We start from the raw sequence: 22,503 nt of genomic DNA on the forward strand, positions 1-22,503 counted from the left end.
AGATGTGAATACGAGCCAGGGCACCGAGGTCGAGTACGGCATCGCGGTGCCGGGGCAGCCGGGGGCGAACCCGACGACTCTGTCGAGCCTGGTGGTGAACGCCTGGGCGGTCGCGGAGGCGCCGACCCCGCGCCGGCCGCGGTGGGACTTCGAGGAGGAGTCGCCGCTGCGCGACGCCCGCGGGTTCGACCTCACCCCCGCGCAGGCGCTGGACCACACCGACCTCGACGAGGACTCCGGGATGGCCAACGTCATCCTCACCAACGGCGCCCGGCTCTACGTCGACCACGCGCACCCCGAGTACTCGACGCCGGAGGTCACCTCACCGCGCGACATCGTGCTGTGGGACAAGGCGGGGGAGCTGGTGATGGCCGAGGCGGCCCGCCGGGCGGCGCGCATCCCGGGCACCCAGCCCATCCAGCTGTACAAGAACAACACCGACGGCAAGGGCGCGTCCTACGGCGCCCACGAGAACTACCTGATGGACCGGCGGACGCCGTTCATCGACATCATCCGCGGGCTCGTGCCCTTCTTCGTGACCCGTCAGGTGTTCGCCGGCTCGGGCAAGGTCGGCATCGGCGTGGAGAGCCGCACACCGGGCTTCCAGCTCTCCTCGCGCGCGGACTTCTTCGAGGTCGAGGTCGGCCTGGAGACGACGCTGAAGCGGCCCATCATCAACACCCGCGACGAGCCGCACGCCGACGCCGACAAGTACCGGCGGCTGCACGTGATCATCGGGGACGCGAACCTGGCGGAGCTCTCCACCTACCTCAAGGTCGGGACGACGTCGCTCGTGCTCGCGATGATCGAGGCGCGCGCCCTGCCGAACGATCTCGCGCTCGAGGAGCCGGTGCGGGAGCTGCAGGCGGTGAGCCACGACCCGTCGCTGGCCCATCGGGTCCGGCTGCGCGACGGGCGGCAGATGACCGCCGTCGAGCTGCAGCGCATCTACCTGGAGAGCGCCGTCCGCTTCGTCGGGAAGCAGGGGGAGGACGACGAGCAGACCGCCGACGTGCTGCGGCAGTGGGCGTCGGTGCTCGACGACCTGGAGGCCGACCCGATGCGGCTGGCCGACCGGCTCGACTGGCCGGCCAAGCTCCGGCTGCTCGAGGGCTACCGGTCGCGGGACGGGCTGGAGTGGGGCGACTCGCGGCTGCGGCTGGTCGACCTGCAGTACTCCGACGTGCGACCCGAGAAGGGTCTGTACAACCGGCTCGTCGCCCGCGGTGCCATGAAGCGAATGCTCACCGAGGACGAGGTGACCCGCGCGATGACGACCCCGCCCGGTGACACCCGGGCGTACTTCCGGGGCGAGTGCCTGCGGCGGTACCCGGCGCAGGTGGCAGCCGCCTCCTGGGACTCGGTCGTGTTCGACCTGGGCCGGGAGAACCTCGTGCGCATCCCCACGCTGGAGCCGCTGCGCGGGACGCGGGAGCACGTGGGCGCACTGTTCGAGGCCTCGGCGACGGCCGAGCAGCTCGTCGACACCATCACCGGCACCTGACGGTCCGTCCACAGGCGCCCTGGACGTCCACGGCACCCGGTCGGCGGACGCCGGATGTCGGCGCCTGCGAGTAGCTTCCTGATCAGCAGCAGTTCCACGGACCGGAGGGCACGGCATGGCCACCAAGGACACCGGCGGGCAGCAGAAGGCGACGCGTTCGCGCGAGGAGAACGAGGAGATCGAGGCCTCGGTCGACTCCGACGTCGCCGAGCGCCACGAGAAGATGACCGAGGACGTCGACTCTCTTCTTGACGAGATCGACGACGTGCTCGAGGAGAATGCCGAGGACTTCGTTCGTGCCTACGTGCAGAAGGGCGGAGAGTGACGACCTGACTCCATAGCGTTATGTCCAAGCGTTGTCCGTCATGCGGAAGGACGAAGGCCGCGGCGGAGTTCGGGCGGAACAAGGCGCGAGAGGACGGGCTGTCCTTCTACTGCTTGAGCTGCAACCGGGCTCGGAACAACGCCTGGTACCGCGCAAAGCGCCGCTTCGAGGGGCGGGAGACCCGCGACCACTCCTGGGTCCCTGAGGGGTTTCGCTGGTGCCCGTCGTGCCAGCAACCCGTGGCACACGAGGACTACACACGGAACCGGCGCACTGCCTCTGGCTTCGGGAGCTGGTGTCGAACCTGCAAGAACGCGGCCAGCAGCGAGGCCTACTTCGCTCGCGCACACGGGCTCACGAAGGCGCAGATCGCCGAGTTAAGAGCGCAGCAGCTGAATCGCTGTGCGATCTGCGGTGACGCGGAGCCGCAGCATCTCGATCACGACCACGACAGCGGGAAGACCAGAGCGCTGCTCTGCCAGCGGTGCAACCACGGGCTCGGCCTCTTCCGTGACGAGCCCGGGCTTCTGCACGCGGCCGCGCTGTACGTCACCGGGCATCGACAGCAGCACGCATCCGAGTCGCTCAAGGCCGCCTGTGCCGAGAACCCGGACGGATCAGCCGGCGCCAGTGACCGCCGGTAGGGTCGCAGCGACGTCCGGGGCCGCGTCCGAGCAGTACGCGCGGCACCCGGCAATGCAGCGGTTCACGCCGGCACGTGCGGGCGGGAGAGGCGGATGAGTGGACGTGTCGTCAGCTGGCCGGAGCGGGTTCCCGCCCGCCTACCTGGACCGGGTGGGGTCCTCGTTCACCGACTTCCTCGCGTCCAGCGCGCCCGACCTGCTCCCGGGTCGCCGTCCTCTTCCGCAGCTGCCGGTGGGTGACATCGCCCCGCACGGCACGACGATCGTCGCCGTCACCTACGAGGGCGGTGTGCTCATGGGCGGGGACCGCCGCGCCACCATGGGCAACCTGATCTCGAGCCGCGACATCGAGAAGGTCTACCCGGCCGACTCCTACAGCGTCATCGGCATCGCGGGCGCGGCGGGCATCGCCATCGAGATGGTGAAGCTCTACCAGGTCGAGCTCGAGCACTACGAGAAGATCGAGGGGCTCACCATGTCCCTCGACGGCAAGGCCAACCGGCTCGCCCAGATGATCCGCGGCAACCTCGGCGCCGCTCTGCAGGGCCTCGCCGTCGTCCCGCTGTTCGCCGGCTTCGACCTCGACGCCGCCGCCGGCACCGCTCCGGGCCGCATCTTCAGCTACGACGTCACCGGCGGGAACTACGAGGAGCGCGGGTACGCCGCCGTCGGCTCCGGCTCGCTGTTCGCCAAGAACTCGCTCAAGAAGACGTGGCGCTCCGGCCTGCCCGCCGACGCCGCCACCCGCACGGTCGTCGAGGCGCTCTACGACGCCGCCGACGACGACTCCGCCACCGGCGGGCCCGACCCGGTGCGCCGGCTGTACCCGATCGTCTACCGGGTCGACGCCGAAGGCGCCGTCCGGCTCACCGACGCCGAGGTCGCCGCGATCGCCGACACGATCATCTCCGAACGCGCCGACGCCGACCGCCAGAACATGAACCGGGAGGCCTGAGCCATGACGATGCCGTACTACGCCTCCGCCGAGCAGGTCATGCGCGACCGCTCGGAGTACGCCCGCAAGGGCATCTCCCGCGGTCGTAGCGTCGCCGTCCTCACCTACGCCGACGGCGTCCTGCTCATCGCCGAGAACCCCAGCTCCACGCTGCACAAGCTCGGCGAGATCTACGACCGCATCGGCTTCGCCGCGGTCGGCCGCTACAGCGAGTTCGAGAGCCTCCGCGTCGCCGGCGTCCGGCTGGCCGACGTCCGCGGCTACTCCTACAACCGCCGCGACGTCACCGGCCGGATCGTCGCCAACGCCTACGCGCAGACCCTCGGTGCGATCTTCACCGAGCAGATGAAGCCCTACGAGGTGGAGCTCTGCGTCGCCGAGGTGGGGGACACCCCCGAGCGTGACCAGCTGTACCGGCTCACCTTCGACGGCTCGGTCGTCGACGAGCCCAACTTCGTGGTGATGGGCGGTCAGGCCGAGGCCGTCACCGGGCACCTCCGGGAGAATTTCCACGTCGGCATGGGCCTGGCCGACGCGCTCAAGGTCGGCATCGACGCGCTGTCGGCCGTCAGCCCGGCCACGGCGGGCACCGGGCAGGGCGGCCACACGCGGCTGAACGCCGAGCAGCTCGAGGTCGCCGTCCTCGATCGGCGCCGCCCCAAGCGAGCCTTCCGCCGGGTCATCGGCGCGGCCCTGCACGCCCTCCTGGGCGACGGACAGGCCGCGCGCGAGGCGTCCGAGGGCGGCACGCACGCCCACACGCCCAGCCACCCCGCGCCGGGCACCCCGGCCGGCCTGGGCGACCCCGCTGCCCCTGACACCGCCGGCGGCGCCGAGTACGAACTCCGACACGACGAGGACGGCGGAGAGGGCTGAGTGCCGGGCCCCCGTCACGGGGTAGGGGAGCGCCATGCCGACGTACCAGCTCAACGACGACGCCCTCCGCCAGGCCCGGAAGCTCATCGACGACGGCGCGGTCGACGACACGACGGAGTGGTCGGACGCCGCCCCGTCGGCCGACGACGGCAACACCGAGATCGAGGAGCACGGCTGGGACGGGTACGCGAGCTGGCACCTCGCGATCGACCCGGACGCCAACGAGGAGACCAAGAAGCGCTACCGGTTCCCCTACGGCGACTTCCGCAAGGTCAACCGCGCCGCGTTGATCCACGGCAAGCAGCGCGCCGCGCAGAACGACCACGCGGAGATCGAGCGGGCGTTCGACGAGCTGCTGCAGCGCCTCGACCGGAAGCGGGATGCCTGAGCACCCGCGCGTCGTCCCGGCGTGTCCCTGCCCGGTGACCGTGCCGGTGCGCGCACGCCGGGCCGCTGTCGTCCCCGGCGCCTAGGCTCGGGGCGTGGACCGACGGATCTTCGGCATCGAGACCGAGTACGGCGTCACGTGCACCTTCAAGGGGCAGCGCCGGCTCTCCCCGGACGAGGTCGCCCGCTACCTGTTCCGCCGGGTGGTGTCGTGGGGGCGCAGCTCCAACGTCTTCCTGCGCAACGGCTCCCGGCTCTACCTCGACGTCGGCAGCCACCCCGAGTACGCCACGGCCGAGTGCGACGACGTCAGCGAGCTCGTCGTCCACGACAAGGCCGGTGAGCGGATCCTCGAGGGGCTGGTCGTCGACGCCGAGCAGCGCCTGGCCGAGGAGGGCGTGGTCGGCGACATCTACCTGTTCAAGAACAACACCGACTCCGCCGGCAACAGCTACGGCTGCCACGAGAACTACCTCGTCGGCCGGCACGGCGAGTTCGGCCGCCTCGCCGACGTGCTGATCCCGTTCCTGGTCAGCCGCCAGATCGTCGTCGGCGCCGGCAAGGTCCTGCAGACCCCCCGCGGCGCGCTGTACTGCGTGAGCCAGCGCGCGGAGCACATCTGGGAGGGCGTCTCCAGCGCCACCACCCGCAGCCGGCCGATCATCAACACCCGCGACGAGCCGCACGCCGACGCCGAGCGCTACCGGCGGCTGCACGTCATCGTCGGCGACTCGAACATGAACGAGACGACGACGCTGCTCAAGGTCACGATGACCGACCTGGTGCTGCGGATGATCGAGGCCGGCGTCCCCATCCGGGACATGACGTTGGAGAACCCGATCCGGGCCATCCGGGAGATCAGCCACGACATGACCGGCCGGCGCAAGGTGCGGCTGGCAGGTGGCAAGGAGATGTCGGCCCTGGAGATCCAGGCCGAGTACCACTCCCGCGCCACCGAGTTCGTCGACCGCGAAGGCCTCGGCGACGTGCACCGGCGGATGCTGGAGCTGTGGGGCCGCGTGCTCAAGGCGGTCGACACCGAGGACCTGAGCCTCATCGACCGGGAGATCGACTGGGCCACGAAGTTCAGCCTCATCGAGCGCTACCGCGCCAAGCGTGACCTGTCGTTGAGCTCTCCGCGGATCGCCCAGATGGACCTGGCCTACCACGACATCAGCCGCACCCGCGGGCTCTACTACCTGCTGGAGCGCAACGGTCAGGTCGAGCGCGTGGCGCACGAGCCCGAGGTGTTCGAGGCGAAGAACGTGCCGCCGCAGACCACCCGCGCACGGCTGCGCGGCGAGTTCATCCGCAAGGCCCAGGAGAAGCGCCGCGACTTCACCGTCGACTGGGTGCACCTGAAGCTCAACGACCAGGCGCAGCGCACCGTCCTGTGCAAGGACCCGTTCAAGGCCGTCGACGAACGCGTGGAGAAACTGATCGCGAGTATGTGACCGCCGTGGCCACAGCGTTGGTGACCGGCGTCAGCCGCCGCGCCGGGATCGGGTTCGCCGTCGCCCAGCGGTTGCTGAGCCGCGGGGACCGGGTGGCCGTGCACTCCTGGGCTCCGCACGACCGCGAGCAGCCCTGGGGCGGCGACGACCCGGACGCCGTGCTGGCCGAGTTGGGCCGACCTCCGAGCATCGAGGCCGACCTCGTCGACCCGGGGGCACCCGCCGCTCTCGTCGCTCACGCCCTGGGAGCCGTCGGCCCGCTCACCACCCTGGTCGTCAATCACGCGCGTAGTTCGACCAGCCGGCTGGCGGAGGTCACGGCCGCGGAGCTCGACACCTCGTTCGCGGTGAACGCCCGCGCCGCCGTCCTGCTGGTCCAGGCGTTCGCCGCCCAGTACGACCCGGCCGCCGGGCCCGGCGCGGTGGTCCTGCTCACCTCGGGCCAGCACCGCGGTCCCATGGTCGAGGAGGTCGCCTACGCGCTGAGCAAAGGGGCGATCCAGCAGATCACCGCGACGCTCGCCGACGAGCTGATCGAGCGCGGCATCACGGTGAACTGCCTCAACCCGGGCCCCACCGACACGGGCTGGGCCACGCCTGGACTGGTGGACGAGCTGGCCGGCGCGCTGCCGCGGAGGCGCTGGGGATCGCCGGCCGAGGCAGCCGCGGTCGTCGCCTGGCTGACCGGCCCGGACGCCGCCTCGGTCACCGGTCAGACGATCGACGCCGAGGGTGGCTTCCGCCGCTGGCGCAGCTGATCGCCGACGAGCCGCACGTCCACCGCTCCTACGGGCGCCGGTCGCCCGCTCCGGTGATCACGGCGCTGACGTGCTGCCGTCCTGGAACTGCTCCGCCGTCGCGGGGGCCCCGGCGGGCGCGGCGGCGTCCTCGGGCACCGGCACCTGCAGGGCGGCGTACCGGCCGGCCGCCGCGGCGGCCAGGAAGTAGGCGCGCTCCTCCGGGTAGCCCCGCCCCATCGTGCGCAGCGGCACGGGGGAGAGGCCGAGGGCGGTGTCCAGCCCGTCGGTGTCCACCCAGACGACGACGTTGCGCTCCGGCTGGCCCGCGAGGTCCTCGTCCACCTGCCCGCCCAGCTCCGAGGACAGCCCGCGCGGCGCGACCAGTGCGACGCCGCCCAGCGCCACCCGGCCGAACGCGGTCAGGGAGTGGTGGGAGACCCCGCGGTGCCGCGGACGGGGGTCGGCATCGGAAATCCGCAGCGCTCCGACGGGCAGGCCGCCCAGCACGGAGACGGCGTTGCAGGCCTCGCCCGCGGCCACCCCGGAGAAGCCCCACGGCGTCCCGGTGCCCAGGTTGCCCGGGCCCTGGGTGACGATCGCCAGGTCGGCCCCCAGCACGTGCTTGGCGGCCAGGAGCCCGGTGTGCAGGGTGACGGCCTCGAGGTCGCCGCCGTAGGCCTGGCCCACGGTCACCACCCCGGCCAGCGACGACTTGAGCGCGGTGACCGTCCGGGAGAAGGCCGCGGGAAGGGCTCCGCCGTCGGTCATCACGTAGGCGACCTTCAGGTCGGGATCGGTGGCCAGCATCCCGATCAGGATCGCGGGCAGCGAGGAGTGCAGGTCGGCGACGACCACGGGCATCCCGCCGAGGTCGTCCGCCGCGGCGATGACCTCGTGGTGCTCGGTCTCCTGCTCGTCCACGCCCTGCACCAGCACCTGCAGCGGCGTGTACCGGGCCTTGACCAGGTGCCCCGGCCCCTCGGGGTCCGCGGGCAGCCGGTCGGGGACGGCGACGACGATGGCGTAGCCGCCGGTGCCCAGGCCCTGGGCCAGCGCCGTGGTGTTGAGCAGCACGTCGTCGCCCACCTCGGGCACCCCGACCAGCGACGGGTAGGCCAGCGAGGAGAGCTCGCCCTCGCCCTCCACGGCGACGGTCAGCTCCAACGCGTCGCGCCACGACCGCCCGGTCGCGGTCACCCGACCGCGCCGCCAGCGGATGCGGGAGACGGGCGCGGCGGCGGAGGAGCTGCTCATACCGCGAGGCTAACGAGCCTCCCGCCGCGCGGCTGGACGGCAGGTTCCGTCCAGGGGCCCGCGGCGACCGTGCGAGTGGCGGGGGACGGGGGGCCTCCCTCTAGCCTGTGGGGCATGGCGGCCAAGCGGGCGGAGCGATTGGTCAACCTGGTCATCGCACTGCTCAGCACCCGGCAGTACGTCACCGCCGCACGCATCCGCGGCACGGTCCCCGGATACGAGGCCGACGACGGCAGCGACCGGGCCGACGAGGCCTTCAAGCGGATGTTCGAGCGCGACAAGGCCGACCTGCGCGAGATGGGTGTGCCGCTCGAGACGGGCCGCACCAGCGTCTTCGACACCGAGGACGGCTACCGGATCGCACGGGCCGACTACGAGCTCCCCGAGATCCACCTGACCGGTGAGGAGGCCGCCGCCGTCGGCCTCGCGCTGCGGCTGTGGGAGTCCGCCCAGCTGGCCGGCGCCGCGCAGAGCGCCCTGGTGAAGCTCAGGGCCGCCGGGATCGACCTCGACCCGACGCGGTCGCTGCCCATCCAGCCCCGGCTGGACCGCGGTGAGGCTGCGTTCGAGCCCTGCTACGCCGCCGCCCGCGACCGCCGGCAGTTGCAGTTCGACTACCGCCGGCCCGACGAGGACACCGCCGTCCGCCGGCACGTGCAGCCCTGGGGCGTCGTCGCCTGGCACGGCCGCTGGTACCTCGTGGGCCACGACCTCGACCGGCGGGCCGACCGGGTGTTCCGGCTGTCCCGGGTGGTCGGCACCCCGAAGGCCACCGGTCCCGCCGGCGCCTTCGACCCGCCGGCCGACCTCGACCTCACGTCGGTCGTCGCCCGTCAGGTCGGGGGAGAGGAGCACCTCGTCGTGGTCCGCGCCCGGCCGGGCACGGCCGTCGGACTCCGCCGGCGGGCGACCTCGCTCGGCCCCGCCGACGACGGCGACGACCGGCTGCAGCTGAGCACCACCGAACCGTGGGCCCTGGCCGACGAGCTCACCGCCTACGGCGCGGACGTCGTGGTCGAAGGGCCGACCGAGATCCGGGAGGCCGTCGTCGAGCGGCTCACCCGTCTGGCCGCGATGGGGGAGAGCGCATGAGCGCCGCCGGCACCACCGACCGGATGACCCGGCTGCTCGCCCTCGTCCCGTACCTCTCCGCCCGGCCCGCCGGCGTCGCCCTGAGCGAGGCCGCCCGGGACTTCGGGGTGACCGAGCGCCAGGTGCGCAGCGACCTCGAGCTGCTGTGGATGTGCGGCCTGCCCGGTTACGGTCCCGGCGACCTGATCGACGTCTCCTTCGAGGGCGACCGGGTCAAGGTCACTTTCAGCGCCGGCATGGTGCGGCCGCTGCGGCTGACCACCGACGAGGCGGTGGCGCTGGTGGTCGCCCTGCGCACGCTGCTGGAGCTGCCCGGGCTGGCCGAGCGGGACGCGGTCAGCCGGGCGCTGGCCAAGGTCTCGGCGGCCGCCGGTGACGCCGCCGAGCGCGTCACCCCGGTCGCGGTCAGCGTCGACGCCCGCGAGGAGACGCTGACCGTCGTCCGCGCGGCGCTGGAGCAGCAGCGGGCGCTGCACCTGCACTACTACGTGCCCACCCGCGACGAGCGCACCGAGCGCACCGTCGACCCGATGCAGCTGCTGCTGGTCGACGGGCGCTGGTACCTGGAGGCCTGGTGCCGCCGGGCCGAGGGCGTGCGGCTGTTCCGCCTCGACCGGGTGGACGACGTCGTCGTGCTCGACGAGCCCGCCGCGCCGCCGCCGCAGGCGACCAGCCGCAGCATCGACGACGGCGTCTACCGTCCCGGCCAGGACGCGCCCGCCGTCAAGCTGCGGTTGGCCCGCGCCGGCCGCTGGGTCGCCGACTACTACCCGGTCGAGGACGTCGCCCCGGTCGACGACCCACCGGGCGGACTCGCCGTCACCGTCCGCACCGCCGACCTGGCCTGGGCACGCCGGCTCGTGGCGACCCTCGGTGGGAACGCCGTCGTCGACGAGCCGGCCGAGCTGGGCGCCCAGGTCGCCGCCGAGGCCCGGGAGGCGCTGCGCCGCTACGGCGTCCCACCCGCGCCGGGCGACGGCTAGGGTCGGGGCGTGCTGCTCTGGATCGCGCTCGCCGTGGCCGTCGTCGCGCTCGTCGCCCTCGCCGTGCTGGTGCACGGGGTCGTGGGCGGGATCGGCCGGTTGCGCCGCGAGCTGGACGCCGGCGCCCGCGAGCTGCGCCCGGTCCTGGAGCAGGTGCAGGCGACCGTGGCCGCCGCCGAGCGCACGAAGGCCGGTACGAAGGCCCGCGCGAACGATCGGTGAACACCCGTCGGCGAACCGCTCGACCGTCGGGAACCGAACACCTCCCGGCGTAACATCGTCGGAAGTCTCGACATCTGGAGGACGTGCCATGGGTTCCCTGGGCCCGCTGGAGATCGGCCTGATCATCCTGGCCATCCTGCTGCTCTTCGGTTACAAGAAGCTGCCCGACGCCTCGCGCTCCCTCGGCCGCTCGCTGCGCATCTTCAAGGGCGAGATGAAGGGCATGAAGGACGACTCCGCCGCTGCTGGCGGAGTCCGCACCAAGGACGCCGCCACGACCAGCAGCCCGGTGCGCGGCGAGGTCCTGCCGCCTGCGACGGCTCCCTCGGCGTCCGGTGACCTGAGCGCGCAGCTGCACGCGGAGGCCCGCGAGGCCGAGATCCGTGCCGCGGAGCTGCGCGTCCGCGCCGAGCAGGCACGCTCGGCCGACGGCTCCCGCTGACCCACCCCGCACCGGGCAGGACGGCGGTGGGCGAGGCGACCCGTGGCGCACGGCGGCGGCGTGCACCGCGCGACCCCCAGGCGACGATGACCCTCGTCTCCCACCTGGCCGAGCTGCGCAGCCGCATCGGCAAGGCGCTGCTGTTCCTGTTCATCGGCACGGCCGTGTCCTTCTGGTGGTACGAGCACGGCCTGGGCGACTTCATCCGGGCGCCGTACTGCAACCTCGACCCCGACCTCCGCTACGGCGACGCGGACACCGGCTGCGGGCTGCTCATCCTCGACGTGTTCGGTGGCGTGTTCATCCGCCTCAAGGTCTCCCTGCTGGCCGGCGCGGTGCTGTCGGCGCCGTTCTGGCTCTACCAGCTGTGGGCCTTCATCACCCCGGGACTCAAGCGCAACGAGAAGCGGTACGGCATCGCCTTCGTCGCCGTCTCGACGACGCTGTTCGTCCTGGGCGCCGTCCTCGCCTACGTCTCCCTGTCCAAGGGCCTGGAGCTGCTGCTGTCGCTGGCCGGCGAGGGCGTGGTCGTGGCGCTCACCGCCCCGGACTACATCAGCTTCCTGCTCTCGCTGCTGGTCGCCTTCGGCGTCAGCTTCGAGGTGCCGCTGATCGCGGTCGCGCTCAACCTCGTCGGCGTCCTGAGCCACGAGGCGCTGGCCAAGGGCCGGCGCTGGATCTTCTTCCTCACCATCGTCTTCGCCGCCTTCGTCACGCCGACGCAGGACCCCTTCACCATGCTGCTCATGGCCGGGCCGATGATCGTGCTGTTCGAGCTGGCCATCCAGGTGACGCGGCTGGTCGACCGCCGGCGCGCCCGCCGCGAGGCCGTCGAGCACTTCCACGAGATCGACGACGACGCGGCGTCCCCGCTCGACGCACGCCCGTCGGCGCTGGACACCCGGCCCACGGACCTCGACGCACCGGTCGACACCCCGACCGTCCCGCGCGGCTGACCCGGTGGACGTCGCCGTCCTCGTCAGCCCCGCCGCCGGACGCGGACGGGCCAGAGCCCGGGCCGACGCCGTCCTGGCAGGGCTGCGCGACGCCGGACTGACCCCGCACGTGCTGCCCGCGACCACCGGCGCCGACGCCGAGACCCGGGCCGCGGCGGCCGTCGCCCAGGGCACCGGTGCGGTCGTCGCCGTCGGCGGGGACGGGACGGCTCACGCGGCGCTCCAGGCGGTGGCGGGGACGTCGGTGCCGCTGGCCGTCGTCCCGGCGGGCACGGGCAACGACCTGGCGCTCGCGCTGGGCCTGCCCGCCGACCCCGTGGTGGCCGCCCGGGCGGCAGCGGCCGACCTCCTGGCCGGGCGCAGCCGGACGATCGACGCGGGCCGCACGGAGGGCCGCTGGTGGGCGACCGTGCTGTGCTGTGGCTTCGACTCCGCGGTCACCGACCGGGCCAACCGGTTGCGCTGGCCGCGCGGCCGGCGCCGATACGACCTCGCCGTCCTGGTGGAGCTGGCCCGGCTGCGCCCCTACGAGGTGACCCTGACGCTGGACGGCGAGCCCCGGACGCTGGCCGCCACGATGGTCGCCGTGGGCAACACGCCCTGGTACGGCGGCGGGCTGAAGATGTGCCCCGCGGCCGACCCGACCGACGGGCTGCTCGACGTCACCGTGGTGGAGCTGGGCTCGCGGCTGGAGCTGATCCGCTCCAAGCCCCGGCTCGCCGACGGCAGCCACGTGCAGCACCCGGCCGTCTCGGTCCACCGTGCCCGCCGCGTGGAGCTCGGTTGCGCCGGCGTCACGACCTACGCCGACGGCGAGCCCGTGGCGCCACTGCCCGCGGTCACCGAGTGCGTGCCCGCCGCAGTGCGCGTCGTCGGCACCCCGGCGCCCCCGGATGATCAGGTGGGCTGATCGTCGGTGGTCCTGGCTCAGCACCGACGGTGAGCCAGGACCCCGAACGATCAGGTGAGCTGATCGTCGGTGGTCCGACCGGTCGGCAGTCGTCCCAGCGCCTAACGTGGGAGGCATGTCCAGCCCCGCTGAGCGGTACGCAGCCTCCCGCCGGCGGACCTCCCACCCGACCCTCGCCGACTTCACCGCCGAACTCGGCTTCTCCCTGGACCCCTTTCAGGTCGAGGCCTGCGAGGCGCTGGAGGAGGGCTCCGGGGTGCTGGTCTGCGCACCCACGGGCGCGGGCAAGACCGTGGTGGGCGAGTTCGCGGTGCACAAGGCGCTCGCCGAGGGCCGCAAGGCGTTCTACACGACGCCGATCAAGGCGCTGTCCAACCAGAAGTACAACGACCTGGTCGAGCGGTACGGCGCCGACCGCGTCGGCCTGCTGACCGGCGACAACGCCGTCAACGGCGATGCGCCCGTGGTCGTGATGACCACCGAGGTCCTGCGCAACATGCTCTACGCGGAGTCCCCGACCATCAACGGCCTCGGTTACGTGGTCATGGACGAGGTGCACTACCTCGCCGACCGCTTCCGGGGCGCGGTGTGGGAGGAGGTGATCATCCACCTCCCGGCGTCGGTCACTCTGGTCTCGCTGTCGGCGACGGTGAGCAACGCCGAGGAGTTCGGCGACTGGCTGGTCACCGTCCGGGGCGACACCAGGGTCGTGGTCAGCGAGGTCCGGCCCATCCCGCTGTGGCAGCACATGCTCGTCGGCAACCGGGTGTTCGACCTGTTCTCGCTGCGCCCGGCCGCGCACGCCGGCGAGCATGAGGAGTCGCCGCGGGGCCGGTCCACCCGGGAACGCGGTGCCTCGGTGGTCGACCCCGAGCTGGTGCGCTACGTCCGCGAGCACGAACGGCGCATCGAGGGCTGGGGGAGCGGCAAGCGCGGGGAGAGCTGGCACAAGCCGCGCTTCCGCCCGCCCCCGCGCTCCGACGTCATCGATCGGCTGGACAAGGCGGGGCTGCTCCCGGCGATCACCTTCGTGTTCAGCCGCAACGGCTGCGACGCCGCCGTCTCCCAGTGTCTGGCGAGCGGGCTGCGGCTCACCGACGAGACCGAGCGCGCCGAGATCGCCAAGATCATCGACGAGCGCACCGGGTCGCTGCCCGAGGAGGACCTGCACGTCCTGGGCTTCTGGGAGTGGCGGGAGAGCCTGCTCGCCGGCCTGGCCGCCCACCACGCGGGCCTCGTGCCGGCGTTCAAGGAGACCGTGGAGGAGTGCTTCGTCCGGGGGCTGGTCAAGGCCGTCTTCGCGACCGAGACCCTGGCGCTCGGCATCAACATGCCTGCGCGCACCGTCGTCCTCGAGCGGCTGGTGAAGTGGAACGGCGAGGCGCACGTCGACGTCACGCCGGGGGAGTACACCCAGCTCACCGGTCGGGCCGGACGCCGCGGCATCGACGTCGAGGGACACGCGGTCGTCGTCTGGGCGCCGGGCATGGACCCGTCGGTGGTGGCCGGGCTGGCCAGCACGCGCACGTACCCGTTGAAGTCCTCGTTCCGGCCCAGCTACAACATGGCCGTCAACCTGGTGAGCTCCTTCGGCCGGGCCCGCGCCCGCGAGCTGCTGGCGAGCTCCTTCGCACAGTTCCAGGCCGATCGATCCGTCGTCGGCCTCGCGCGGTCGGCGGCCCGGCACGAGCGGGACGCCGAGCAGGCAGCAGCCGAGATGCGCTCCGACCGGGGCGACGTCGGCGCCTACGCCCGGCTGCGGCGGGAGATCTCCGACCGCGAGAAGGAGCTGTCCCGCGACTCGCAGGCCAAGCGCCGCATGGAGGCCGCCGACACCCTCGCCGCCCTGCGCCCGGGAGACGTCATCCGCGTGCCGACGGGTCGCCGGCAGGGCCTCGCCGTCGTGCTGGACCCGGGCATCTCCGACCTCGCCGATCCCCGGCCGCTCGTGCTGACCGAGGACAAGTGGGCCGGCCGGCTGGGCTCGGTGGACTTCCCGACGCCCGTAGAGGCCCTGGCCCGCGTGCGCGTGCCGAAGAACTTCAACCACCGCAGCCCGCACGCCCGGCGGGACCTCGCCGCGACCCTGCGCAACGCCCGCGTGGAGAACGACCTCGGCGCCCGGCGGATCAGGAAGGGCCGCTCCGCGGCCGCCGACGACCCGGTGCTCGCCGACCTCCGGCAGGCGCTGCGCAACCACCCCGTGCACCAGCTGCCCGACCGCGAGGACCGGGTGCGGACCGCCGAACGCTGGCTGCGCGCCGGCTCCGAGGCGGAGCTGCTGCACCGGAAGATGGCCGAGCGCACGGGCTCGCTGACGCGGCAGTTCGACGCGACCTGCGACGTGCTGGAGGAGCTCGGCTACCTGGTGCCCGAGGTCGGGCCGCTGGTGCCCGCCGACACCGAGGTGCTCGGCGCGGTCGACGACGTCCCGCTCGTCACCGACGACGGCCGGCGCCTGGCCCGCATCTGGTCCGAGGCCGACCTGCTGGTGGCGGAGTCGCTGCGGGCGGGCGTCTGGCGCGGCCTCACGCCGGCGGAGCTGGCCGCGGCTGTGTCGACGCTGGTGTTCGAGGCGCGGCGCGACACCCCGGGCCTGCCCGCCGTCCCGGCCGGCAAGGTGGCGGCCGCGATCGGGGAGATGCGCGCCATCCGGTCCCGGCTCCAGGACGTCGAGCTCGACCACGGGGTGCGAGCCACCCGTGACCTGGACCTCGGGTTCGCCTGGGCCGCCTACCGCTGGGCCGACGGCCAGAGCCTGGACCGGGTGCTGGCCGGCGCCGAGCAGGCGGGCACGGAGCTGTCCGGCGGTGACTTCGTCCGCTGGACCCGGCAGCTCATCGACCTGCTGGACCAGCTGGCGAAGGTGGCCGACGACGCGGTGGCCCGCACCGCGCGGGCCGCCGTCGAGCGGATCCGCCGGGGCGTGGTCGCGGTCGCCGTCGGCGGCTGACCAGCGATTCGTTGCCCGCCGCCCGGTGCGCGGGTGGGGCACAATTCCCCGCGCCCGGCCGCTGCCGGGCGCGCCTCGGCTCCGGGAGCGACCATGACCGACCCGCCGCACGACGACGAGCGCCCCGAGGGCGCGCGTCCCGACGGGAACCAGCCGCAGCAGCCGTCGGCACCGCCCGGCGGCGCGCCCCAGCAGCCCTGGGCACCGCCCGGCGGCGCGGCGCCACCCTGGGGGAGCCATCCACAGCCCTACGGGCAACCGCCGCCCTTCGGGCAGACCCAGCCCTACGGGCAGCCGCCGTTCGGTGAGACGCGGCCTGCGCAGTTCGGGGGCCCGCCGCAGCAGCCCTACGGGCGGCCGCCGTACGGCGCCCCCGGCTACGGCATGCCCCCGCAGGGGCCGCCGCAGCACGGCGCCCCTGGCTACGGTGTGCCGGGCTACGGCCTGCCGCCCTACGGCGCTCCGCAGCGCGCCCCGAAGAAGCGGCGGGGTCTCCTCTTCGGGCTGATCGCCCTCGCCCTCGTCCTCCTCGCCGGGGGCCTGGCGCTGGCGACGACCACCGGGGCCACCGTGCTGTCCCGCAGCGCGGTGGAGCGGGACGTCGCCGAGCAGTTCGAGCAGCGCGAGGGCGTCGCGCTGGACCTCGGGTGCGCCGAGGAGATGAGAGTCGAGGAGGGCGCCACGTACGAGTGCACCGGCGTGACCGCCGACGACGAGGAGATCACCCTCCGGATCGAGATCACCGACGCCGAGGAGGCTCGCTACACGTGGACGGAGTAGTCACCACCGTGCCGCACCGGCCCCGCGCGGCGCCCCGACTCGTGCTGCTCGGGTTGCTCCTCGGCGGTGTCACCGGGTGCTCGCTGCTGATCGAGAACTGGGGGCCGGACCCGCTGGAGGGTGCGGTCGTCGAGCGCGACATCGCCGCCGAGTTCGAGGAGCGGCGAGGCGTCGCCCTCGACCTGGACTGCCCCCGGGAGATGCCGGTCGCCTCCGGCGAGGGCTACTCCTGCGACGGGACGACGGCCGACGGCGAGCCGATCGACGTGTGGGTCCAGATCGACGACCGGCTCGACGGCACCTACACCTGGGGCGAGGTCATGCCGCCCACCCCAGCACCGCAGCCAGGCGGCTGACCGAGGACTGCAGCCCGTGCCGCTCGGCCAGGGCGGCCAGCGCATCGGGGTCGGCGGGGGAGCGGGGCAGGGTGCCCTCGACCGCGGGCAGATCGATGTCGCGGGCCACGGCGACGACGACCGGTGCCGCGTCGAGGTAGTCGGAGGCGGCGTGCAGCTTCTTGAGCACGGCGGCCGTCAGCGGGGGCTTCGGGACGACGGTGCGGGCCACCGCCGCCCGGATGCCGGCGAGGTCGCCGAACTCGTTGATCAGGGCCGCGGCCGTCTTGGCGCCCACGCCGGCGACACCGGGCAGCCCGTCGCTGGGGTCGCCGCGCAGGACGGCGAAGTCGGCATAGGTTCGGCCCGGGATGCCGTACTTCTCGGCCACGGCGGCCTCGTCGACGAAGTCGAGGTCGGAGATGCCTCGGGCGGTGTAGAGGATCCGCACGCCCCGTGCGTCATCGACCAGCTGGAACAGGTCGCGGTCACCGGTGACCACGTCGACCGGGCCCCGCGCCCGGGTGGCGAGCGTGCCGATGACGTCGTCGGCCTCGTAGCCGGGGGCCCCGACCCGCGCGATCCCGGCCGCAGCGAGCACGTCGACCAGGATCGGCACCTGGGGTCCCAGCTCGTCCGGGGTCTCCTCGCCACCCTCGGGCGCCACCCGGTGCGCCTTGTAGGACGGCAGCGCCTCCACGCGGAAGGCCGGGCGCCAGTCGTCGTCCCAGCAGGCCACGAACCGGTCGGGCCCGTGGGTGCCGATCAGCCGGGCGGACATGTCGAGGAAGCCGCGGACGGCGTTGATCGGCCGCCCGTCCGGGGTGGTGACGCTGGTGGGCACGCCGTAGAAGGCCCGGAAGTAGAGGCTGGCCGCATCCAGGAGCATCGTCGTCACGACGGCGGACGGTAGCGGCCCGGGAACTCGTGCGGGGAACAGCGGGGTCCCTGGCTACTCTGCCGCTGTGACGAACCCGAGCGCGTCGGCCTCCCCGCTGGTCACCATCGACCGCGTGCACGCGGCGCGGGCTCTCGCCGCGGAGACAGGGATCGACCTGCTCGTCCTCACCCCGGGCGCCGACCTGCGCTACCTGTGCGGGTACGACGCGCACGCCATGGAGCGGCTGACCGCCCTTGCGGTGCCGCGCACCGGTGAGCCGTTCCTCGTGGTGCCCCGGCTCGAGGCGCCGATGGTGGACGCCAGCCCCGCCGGCACCCTGGGCCTGGAGCTGCTCGCCTGGGACGAGACCCACGACGCCTTCGGGGTCCTCGCCGCCGCAGCGACCGCCCGGCTCGGTTCGGCGCCGACGCGTGTGGGCGTGGGGTCCCGCACCTGGGCCGAGCACGCCCTGGGCGTCCAGCGTGCGCTGCCCGGCTCCGCGCTGGAGCTCGCGAGCCCCGTCATCGACCGGCTGCGCATGGTCAAGACGCCCGCGGAGGTCGAGGAGCTGGCGCTGGCCGGCGCGGCCATCGACCGGGTGCACGCCCGGATGGGGGAGTGGCTGCGGGTCGGCCGCACCGAGGCCGAGGTGGGCGCCGACATCGCCGCGGCGATCCTCGCCGAGGGCCACGTGGGCGTCGACTTCACCATCGTGGGTTCCGGCCCCAACGGCGCCAGCCCGCACCACGAGCTGTCCGGGCGCAGGGTGGAGGCCGGTGACGTCGTCGTCGTCGACATCGGCGGGGAGACCGCCACCGGCTACCGCTCCGACTGCACCCGCACCTACGTGGTCGGCGGCAGCGCTCCCGCGGAGGTCGCCCGGTGGTACGAGGTGCTGCACGCAGCCCAGCTGGCCGCCACGGCGGCCGTGCGCCCGGGCGTGACCGCCGAGCAGATCGACGCCGCCGCGCGCCAGGTCATCGCCGACGCCGGCTGGGGCGAGTACTTCATCCACCGCACCGGTCACGGCATCGGCCTGGACACCCACGAGCCGCCCTACATCGTGGCGGGCAACGACCTGCCGCTGGAGCCGGGCATGGCCTTCTCCGTCGAGCCGGGGATCTACCTGCCGGGTCAGGTCGGCGCCCGCATCGAGGACATCGTCGTCTGCACCGACGACGGCGTCCGCGTCCTGAACAACGGTCCCCGTGAGCTCGTCGAACTCCCCGGCTGAGCCCGCCGGCGCCGTCGACGTCGACCGGGCGCTGATGGCGGCGCTGGCGCGGGACGGCCGGGCCAGCTACACCGAGCTGGCCGAGATGGTGGGACTGTCGGTCTCGGCGGTGCACCAGCGGGTGCGCCGGCTGGAGCAGCGCGGTCTGATCACCGGCTACCGGGCCACGCTGGACGCCAGGCAGCTGGGCCTCTCGCTCACCGCGTTCGTCTCCATCACGCCGTCGGACACCCAGACCGACGACGCACCGTCCCTGCTGGCCCACCTCGACGCCATCGAGGAGTGCCACGCGGTGGCCGGGGTGGAGAGCTACATCCTCAAGGTGCGGGTGGCTTCTCCCGACGCGCTCGAGGTCCTGCTCAAGGACATCCGGGCCACCGCCAAGGTCACCACCAGGACGACGGTCGTCCTGTCCACCTCCTACGAGGCCCGCCCGCCGATCTGAAGCGGCGGACTGGACATCGTTTCGAACGTGTGTTCGGATCGGGTCATGCGGTGGGATGCGCAGCGGCTGGACCTCGACGACGGGTCGCTTCCCGGCATGCCGAGCATCCGCGGGCTGCTGCGCAGCGTCCAGGTGCCGGAGTTCCCGGGGCTGACGTTCCACGAGGTGCGGACACGCAGCGCGCTCAACGCCGTGCCGGGCGATTCCGCGATGCCGTTCCCGTACACGATCAACCCGTACCGGGGCTGCTCCCATTCGTGCGTCTACTGCGTCTCCGGGGAAACGCAGGTTCTGATGGCCGACGGTACGCAGCGCCGCATCTCGGACCTCCGGGTCGGTGACCGCATCATCGGGACGGAGAAGCGCGAGACGTATCGCCACTACGTGACGACCGAGGTGCTGGCCCATTGGTCCACGGTCAAGCCGGCATTTCAGGTGACGCTCCAGGACGGGACGGAGATCGTGGCGAGCGGGGATCACCGCTTCCTCACCGGACGCGGCTGGAAGCACGTCACCGGTTCGATGAGCGGCGCCCATCAGCGGCCCTACCTGACCACCAACGACAAGCTTCTCGGCTTCGGCCGCACGGTGGCGTCAGTGGATGCGTGCGCGGACTACCGGCGGGGCTACCTGACCGGAATGGTGCGTGGCGATGGAACCCTCAAGACATACCGGTACGAGCGCGCCGGCGGTGGCAGCGCGACAGTCCATCAATTCCGTTTGGTTTTGGTCGACGGGGAGGGACTGGACCGCACGGCCGCCTACCTCCTTCGTGAGGGGATCGACACGACTCGCTACGAGTTCTCCCGCGCCACGCCGACCCGTAAGTCGCTGTCGGCCATCCGCGCCCAGACGAGGGCGGCTGTGGACAGAATCAAAGAACTCGTCGAGTGGCCGGACGCCGTAACTGCTGCATGGCACCGGGGTTTCCTCGCAGGCATCTTCGATGCCGAAGGCAGCCGGAGCCGGGGCGTTCTACGGATCAGCAATCGTGACGACGAGATACTTGATCGCCTTCAGGCAGCGCTGACGAACTTCGGCTTCGATTGCATCCTCGAGGACCCAGGTCTCGCCAATCACGTCAAGACTGTCCGAGTCCGAGGGGGACTACGGGAACAACTCCGCTTCACCCATCTCGTCGATCCCGCCATCCGCCGGAAATGTTCAGTGGAGGGAGTCGCGGTCAAGAGCGATGCGGACCTCCGCGTCCGGAGCGTCGAGGATCTCCATTACGACATGCCGATGTTCGACATCACCACCGGGACCGGGGACTTCGTCGCCAACGGGGTCATCAGCCACAACTGCTTCGCTCGGAGGACGCACGAGTGGCTGGAGTTCGACTCCGGTCGCGACTTCGACACGCAGGTCGTGGTGAAGACCAACCTCGTCGACGTGTTGCGCCGGGAGCTGGCACGACCGTCCTGGAAGCGCGAGCACGTCGCCCTGGGCACGAACACCGATCCCTACCAGCGGGCCGAGGGGCGCTACCATCTCATGCCGGGCGTCATCCGTGCGCTCGCGGAATCCGGCACGCCCTTCTCGATCCTCACCAAGGGGACGTTGCTGCGCCGCGACGTATCGCTGCTGGCCGAGGCGGCCCGGCAGGTGCCGCTGGGACTGGGCATCTCCATGGCCATCTGGGACGACGAGCTGCACTCCGCGCTCGAGCCCGGCGTCCCCTCACCGCGGGCCCGGCTGGACCTGGTCCGGGCGCTCACGGACGCCGGTCTGCCGTGCGGGGTCTTCCTGGCCCCCGTGCTGCCCGGTCTCACCGACGACCAGGCGAGCCTGGACGCGGCGATCGGCGCGATCGCCGCCGCCGGGGCCACGGGGATCACCGTGATCCCGCTGCACCTGCGGCCGGGCGCCCGCGAGTGGTTCATGGCCTGGCTGGCCACCGCCCGTCCGGAGCTGGTCCCGCGCTACGAGCGCATGTACGCACGCCGGGCCTACGTCTCCGCCGAGTACCGATCCTGGCTGTCGGCGCGGGTGGCGCCACTGCTGGCGCGGCACGGGTTGGACCGGCAGTCCGGTGGCGCCGCACGCCGGGTGGACGGCTCCGGAGTGACCGGCGTGCCGGGCGACGAGGAGGTCGGCTTCCCCGAGGGGAGCCTGCCCACCGGCGGGCTGCCCGGCGTCCGCCCGCCCTGGACGGCGCCCCCCGCAGCGCCCGAGGAGAAGCCGGCTTCGGAGCAGTTGACGCTGCTCTGACCGGCGGCGGTCAGCCGGCGAGCCGAACAGCCCGGGCGGTCGACCGGTGCACGGACCGAGCGGCACGGACGACGCCGCGGGACGCCACCGGAGGAGCTCCTGCGGCCAGCGCCAGCCGCCGGTAGGAGTCGTAGGACAGGTGCCGGTACGCGGCGGCGAGCTCCTCGACCACCTCCCGGCGGGACGGGGCAACGGTGGCCCGGAGGTGACCGACGGTGTTGCGGGCATGCTTGGTGAAGGTGGCCTGGAGCGCCTGCGTCGAGAGCCGGCCGCCGATCCGCGAGTCAAGACCCGGGCCGCGGCGCAGTGCCGGCAGCACCCACGGGCTCGCGGACAACGCCGGGAAGCGCCCGCGCGCGGACTCCCAGGCGTGCCACGCCGTCAGCGCCCCGGGCACGGCCCACTCGCCGTCGTCGGTGGAGATGAGCAGCCGCCGGGCCGTCGTCCGCACCTGCTCACGCCGCAGCGAGCGGAACACCCCGACCGGCGCCGGCCAGCCCAGCGCCAGGGCGCACCAGGCGACCGAGCGCAGGTGCTCCGGATCGTTGCTGCGCACGTCCGTCAGCGGACGCAGGTCCAGCTCCTGCGGATCGGGTTCCGGAGTGGGCGCGATCGGCAGAGCAAGGCCTCCGTAGCGCGCCACCTTGGTGTACAGCGCCACGGTCGCCGGCTTCCACTCGCGAGCCACGGCGAGGACGTCGAGCCCCTGCGCGGCAAGGTCGTCCGGGCCGAGGTCGAGCTCCAGCGCCGCATCGATCAACCGGCGCCACTGCGGCTCGTAGCCCTGCGGCACCGCCAGCCGCCCCCAGGCGGTGGACGGAGGTGGAGCAGGCATGTCGGGCAGCGGCTGCTGCCACGCACGAGACATGCTCGAATACTACCGTTATCCCCAACAACATTACGAAATCCCGTTGTGGTCAC

Annotated in this window: 23 protein-coding genes; 20 read left to right on the forward strand and 3 right to left on the reverse strand. The window is 72.9% G+C overall.

Annotated elements, in window-relative coordinates; genetic code table 11:
• Positions 1 to 4: 4 nt before the first annotated feature.
• The 8 genes from dop to C5508_RS05065 all read left to right on the forward strand — a co-directional run bounded on the left by dop (position 5) and on the right by C5508_RS05065 (position 6,903).
• Positions 5 to 1,504, forward strand: coding sequence for a depupylase/deamidase Dop (gene dop / locus C5508_RS05030; protein ID WP_104523859.1), 1,500 nt, complete (start codon positions 5 to 7; stop codon positions 1,502 to 1,504).
• 115 nt (positions 1,505 to 1,619) lie between these two features.
• Positions 1,620 to 1,829, forward strand: coding sequence for a ubiquitin-like protein Pup (locus C5508_RS05035; protein ID WP_104523860.1), 210 nt, complete (start codon positions 1,620 to 1,622; stop codon positions 1,827 to 1,829).
• 20 nt (positions 1,830 to 1,849) lie between these two features.
• Positions 1,850 to 2,473, forward strand: coding sequence for an endonuclease domain-containing protein (locus tag C5508_RS20670; protein ID WP_104523861.1), 624 nt, complete (start codon positions 1,850 to 1,852; stop codon positions 2,471 to 2,473).
• A 103-nt stretch (positions 2,474 to 2,576) separates the two neighbouring features.
• Complete coding sequence (gene prcB, locus C5508_RS05045) at positions 2,577 to 3,428, forward strand: proteasome subunit beta (RefSeq protein ID WP_232796924.1); 852 nt, start codon at positions 2,577 to 2,579, stop codon at positions 3,426 to 3,428.
• A gap of 3 nt (positions 3,429 to 3,431) precedes the next feature.
• Positions 3,432 to 4,304, forward strand: coding sequence for a proteasome subunit alpha (gene prcA / locus C5508_RS05050; RefSeq protein WP_104523862.1), 873 nt, complete (start codon positions 3,432 to 3,434; stop codon positions 4,302 to 4,304).
• A 34-nt stretch (positions 4,305 to 4,338) separates the two neighbouring features.
• On the forward strand, positions 4,339 to 4,692 hold the full coding sequence (locus tag C5508_RS05055) for a hypothetical protein (protein WP_104523863.1): 354 nt from the start codon (positions 4,339 to 4,341) through the stop codon (positions 4,690 to 4,692).
• Positions 4,693 to 4,786: 94 nt separating this feature from the next.
• Positions 4,787 to 6,145 (forward strand): Pup--protein ligase, encoded by a 1,359-nt coding sequence (gene pafA, locus C5508_RS05060; RefSeq protein WP_104523864.1) that lies wholly within the window; start codon positions 4,787 to 4,789, stop codon positions 6,143 to 6,145.
• 5 nt (positions 6,146 to 6,150) lie between these two features.
• Positions 6,151 to 6,903 carry an SDR family oxidoreductase gene (locus C5508_RS05065; protein WP_104523912.1) on the forward strand — a complete coding sequence of 251 codons (753 nt, stop codon included), beginning with the start codon at positions 6,151 to 6,153 and terminating at the stop codon, positions 6,901 to 6,903.
• A 57-nt stretch (positions 6,904 to 6,960) separates the two neighbouring features.
• Here the strand turns inward: C5508_RS05065 and C5508_RS05070 are convergent, their stop codons facing one another.
• Complete coding sequence (locus C5508_RS05070; RefSeq protein ID WP_232796925.1) at positions 6,961 to 8,139, reverse strand: DUF3866 family protein; 1,179 nt, start codon at positions 8,137 to 8,139, stop codon at positions 6,961 to 6,963.
• A 114-nt stretch (positions 8,140 to 8,253) separates the two neighbouring features.
• On the opposite strand from C5508_RS05070, the gene C5508_RS05075 reads away from it, so the two are divergent.
• The 9 genes from C5508_RS05075 (at position 8,254) to C5508_RS05115 (ending at position 16,833) form a co-directional block, all read left to right on the forward strand.
• Positions 8,254 to 9,231, forward strand: a complete 978-nt coding sequence (locus C5508_RS05075) for a helix-turn-helix transcriptional regulator (protein WP_104523865.1) — start codon at positions 8,254 to 8,256, stop codon at positions 9,229 to 9,231.
• A complete protein-coding gene (locus C5508_RS05080; RefSeq protein WP_104523866.1) occupies positions 9,228 to 10,214 on the forward strand; it encodes a helix-turn-helix transcriptional regulator in 987 nt (328 codons plus the stop codon). The genes C5508_RS05075 and C5508_RS05080 overlap by 4 nt, the downstream gene beginning before the upstream one ends.
• A gap of 9 nt (positions 10,215 to 10,223) precedes the next feature.
• Positions 10,224 to 10,436, forward strand: coding sequence for a hypothetical protein (locus C5508_RS05085; RefSeq protein ID WP_104523867.1), 213 nt, complete (start codon positions 10,224 to 10,226; stop codon positions 10,434 to 10,436).
• Between the two features lie 88 nt (positions 10,437 to 10,524).
• A complete protein-coding gene (tatA, locus tag C5508_RS05090) occupies positions 10,525 to 10,878 on the forward strand; it encodes a Sec-independent protein translocase subunit TatA (protein ID WP_104523868.1) in 354 nt (117 codons plus the stop codon).
• A gap of 86 nt (positions 10,879 to 10,964) precedes the next feature.
• A complete protein-coding gene (gene tatC, locus C5508_RS05095) occupies positions 10,965 to 11,834 on the forward strand; it encodes a twin-arginine translocase subunit TatC (RefSeq protein WP_104523913.1) in 870 nt (289 codons plus the stop codon).
• 4 nt (positions 11,835 to 11,838) lie between these two features.
• Positions 11,839 to 12,744, forward strand: coding sequence for a diacylglycerol/lipid kinase family protein (locus tag C5508_RS05100; protein ID WP_104523869.1), 906 nt, complete (start codon positions 11,839 to 11,841; stop codon positions 12,742 to 12,744).
• A 115-nt stretch (positions 12,745 to 12,859) separates the two neighbouring features.
• Positions 12,860 to 15,697, forward strand: a complete 2,838-nt coding sequence (locus C5508_RS05105) for a DEAD/DEAH box helicase (RefSeq protein WP_104523870.1) — start codon at positions 12,860 to 12,862, stop codon at positions 15,695 to 15,697.
• Positions 15,698 to 15,790: 93 nt separating this feature from the next.
• Positions 15,791 to 16,477, forward strand: a complete 687-nt coding sequence (locus C5508_RS05110) for a DUF4333 domain-containing protein (RefSeq protein ID WP_104523871.1) — start codon at positions 15,791 to 15,793, stop codon at positions 16,475 to 16,477.
• Positions 16,465 to 16,833 (forward strand): DUF4333 domain-containing protein, encoded by a 369-nt coding sequence (locus tag C5508_RS05115; protein ID WP_157943997.1) that lies wholly within the window; start codon positions 16,465 to 16,467, stop codon positions 16,831 to 16,833. The genes C5508_RS05110 and C5508_RS05115 overlap by 13 nt, the downstream gene beginning before the upstream one ends.
• On the opposite strand, the gene C5508_RS05120 is transcribed toward C5508_RS05115, so the two are convergent.
• Positions 16,796 to 17,701, reverse strand: a complete 906-nt coding sequence (locus tag C5508_RS05120; protein WP_104523914.1) for a 5'-3' exonuclease — start codon at positions 17,699 to 17,701, stop codon at positions 16,796 to 16,798. The two genes, C5508_RS05115 and C5508_RS05120, sit on opposite strands and share 38 nt — an antisense overlap.
• A 76-nt stretch (positions 17,702 to 17,777) precedes the next feature.
• Here C5508_RS05120 and C5508_RS05125 point away from each other — a divergent pair, with 76 nt between their 5' ends.
• The 3 genes from C5508_RS05125 to C5508_RS05135 are packed head-to-tail and all read left to right on the forward strand — an operon-like array spanning position 17,778 to position 21,582.
• A complete protein-coding gene (locus tag C5508_RS05125) occupies positions 17,778 to 18,926 on the forward strand; it encodes a M24 family metallopeptidase (protein ID WP_232796926.1) in 1,149 nt (382 codons plus the stop codon).
• Positions 18,901 to 19,371, forward strand: coding sequence for an Lrp/AsnC family transcriptional regulator (locus C5508_RS05130; protein ID WP_104523873.1), 471 nt, complete (start codon positions 18,901 to 18,903; stop codon positions 19,369 to 19,371). The genes C5508_RS05125 and C5508_RS05130 overlap by 26 nt, the downstream gene beginning before the upstream one ends.
• A 27-nt stretch (positions 19,372 to 19,398) precedes the next feature.
• Positions 19,399 to 21,582 (forward strand): intein-containing Rv2578c family radical SAM protein, encoded by a 2,184-nt coding sequence (locus tag C5508_RS05135; RefSeq protein WP_232796927.1) that lies wholly within the window; start codon positions 19,399 to 19,401, stop codon positions 21,580 to 21,582.
• 10 nt (positions 21,583 to 21,592) lie between these two features.
• Here the strand turns inward: C5508_RS05135 and C5508_RS05140 are convergent, their stop codons facing one another.
• Positions 21,593 to 22,450: a hypothetical protein gene (locus C5508_RS05140; RefSeq protein WP_104523875.1), complete on the reverse strand. Its 858-nt coding sequence runs from the start codon at positions 22,448 to 22,450 to the stop codon at positions 21,593 to 21,595.
• Positions 22,451 to 22,503 lie beyond the last annotated feature (53 nt).

This window comes from Blastococcus atacamensis, assembly GCF_002938425.1.
GTDB classification, from domain to species: domain Bacteria; phylum Actinomycetota; class Actinomycetes; order Mycobacteriales; family Geodermatophilaceae; genus Blastococcus; species Blastococcus atacamensis.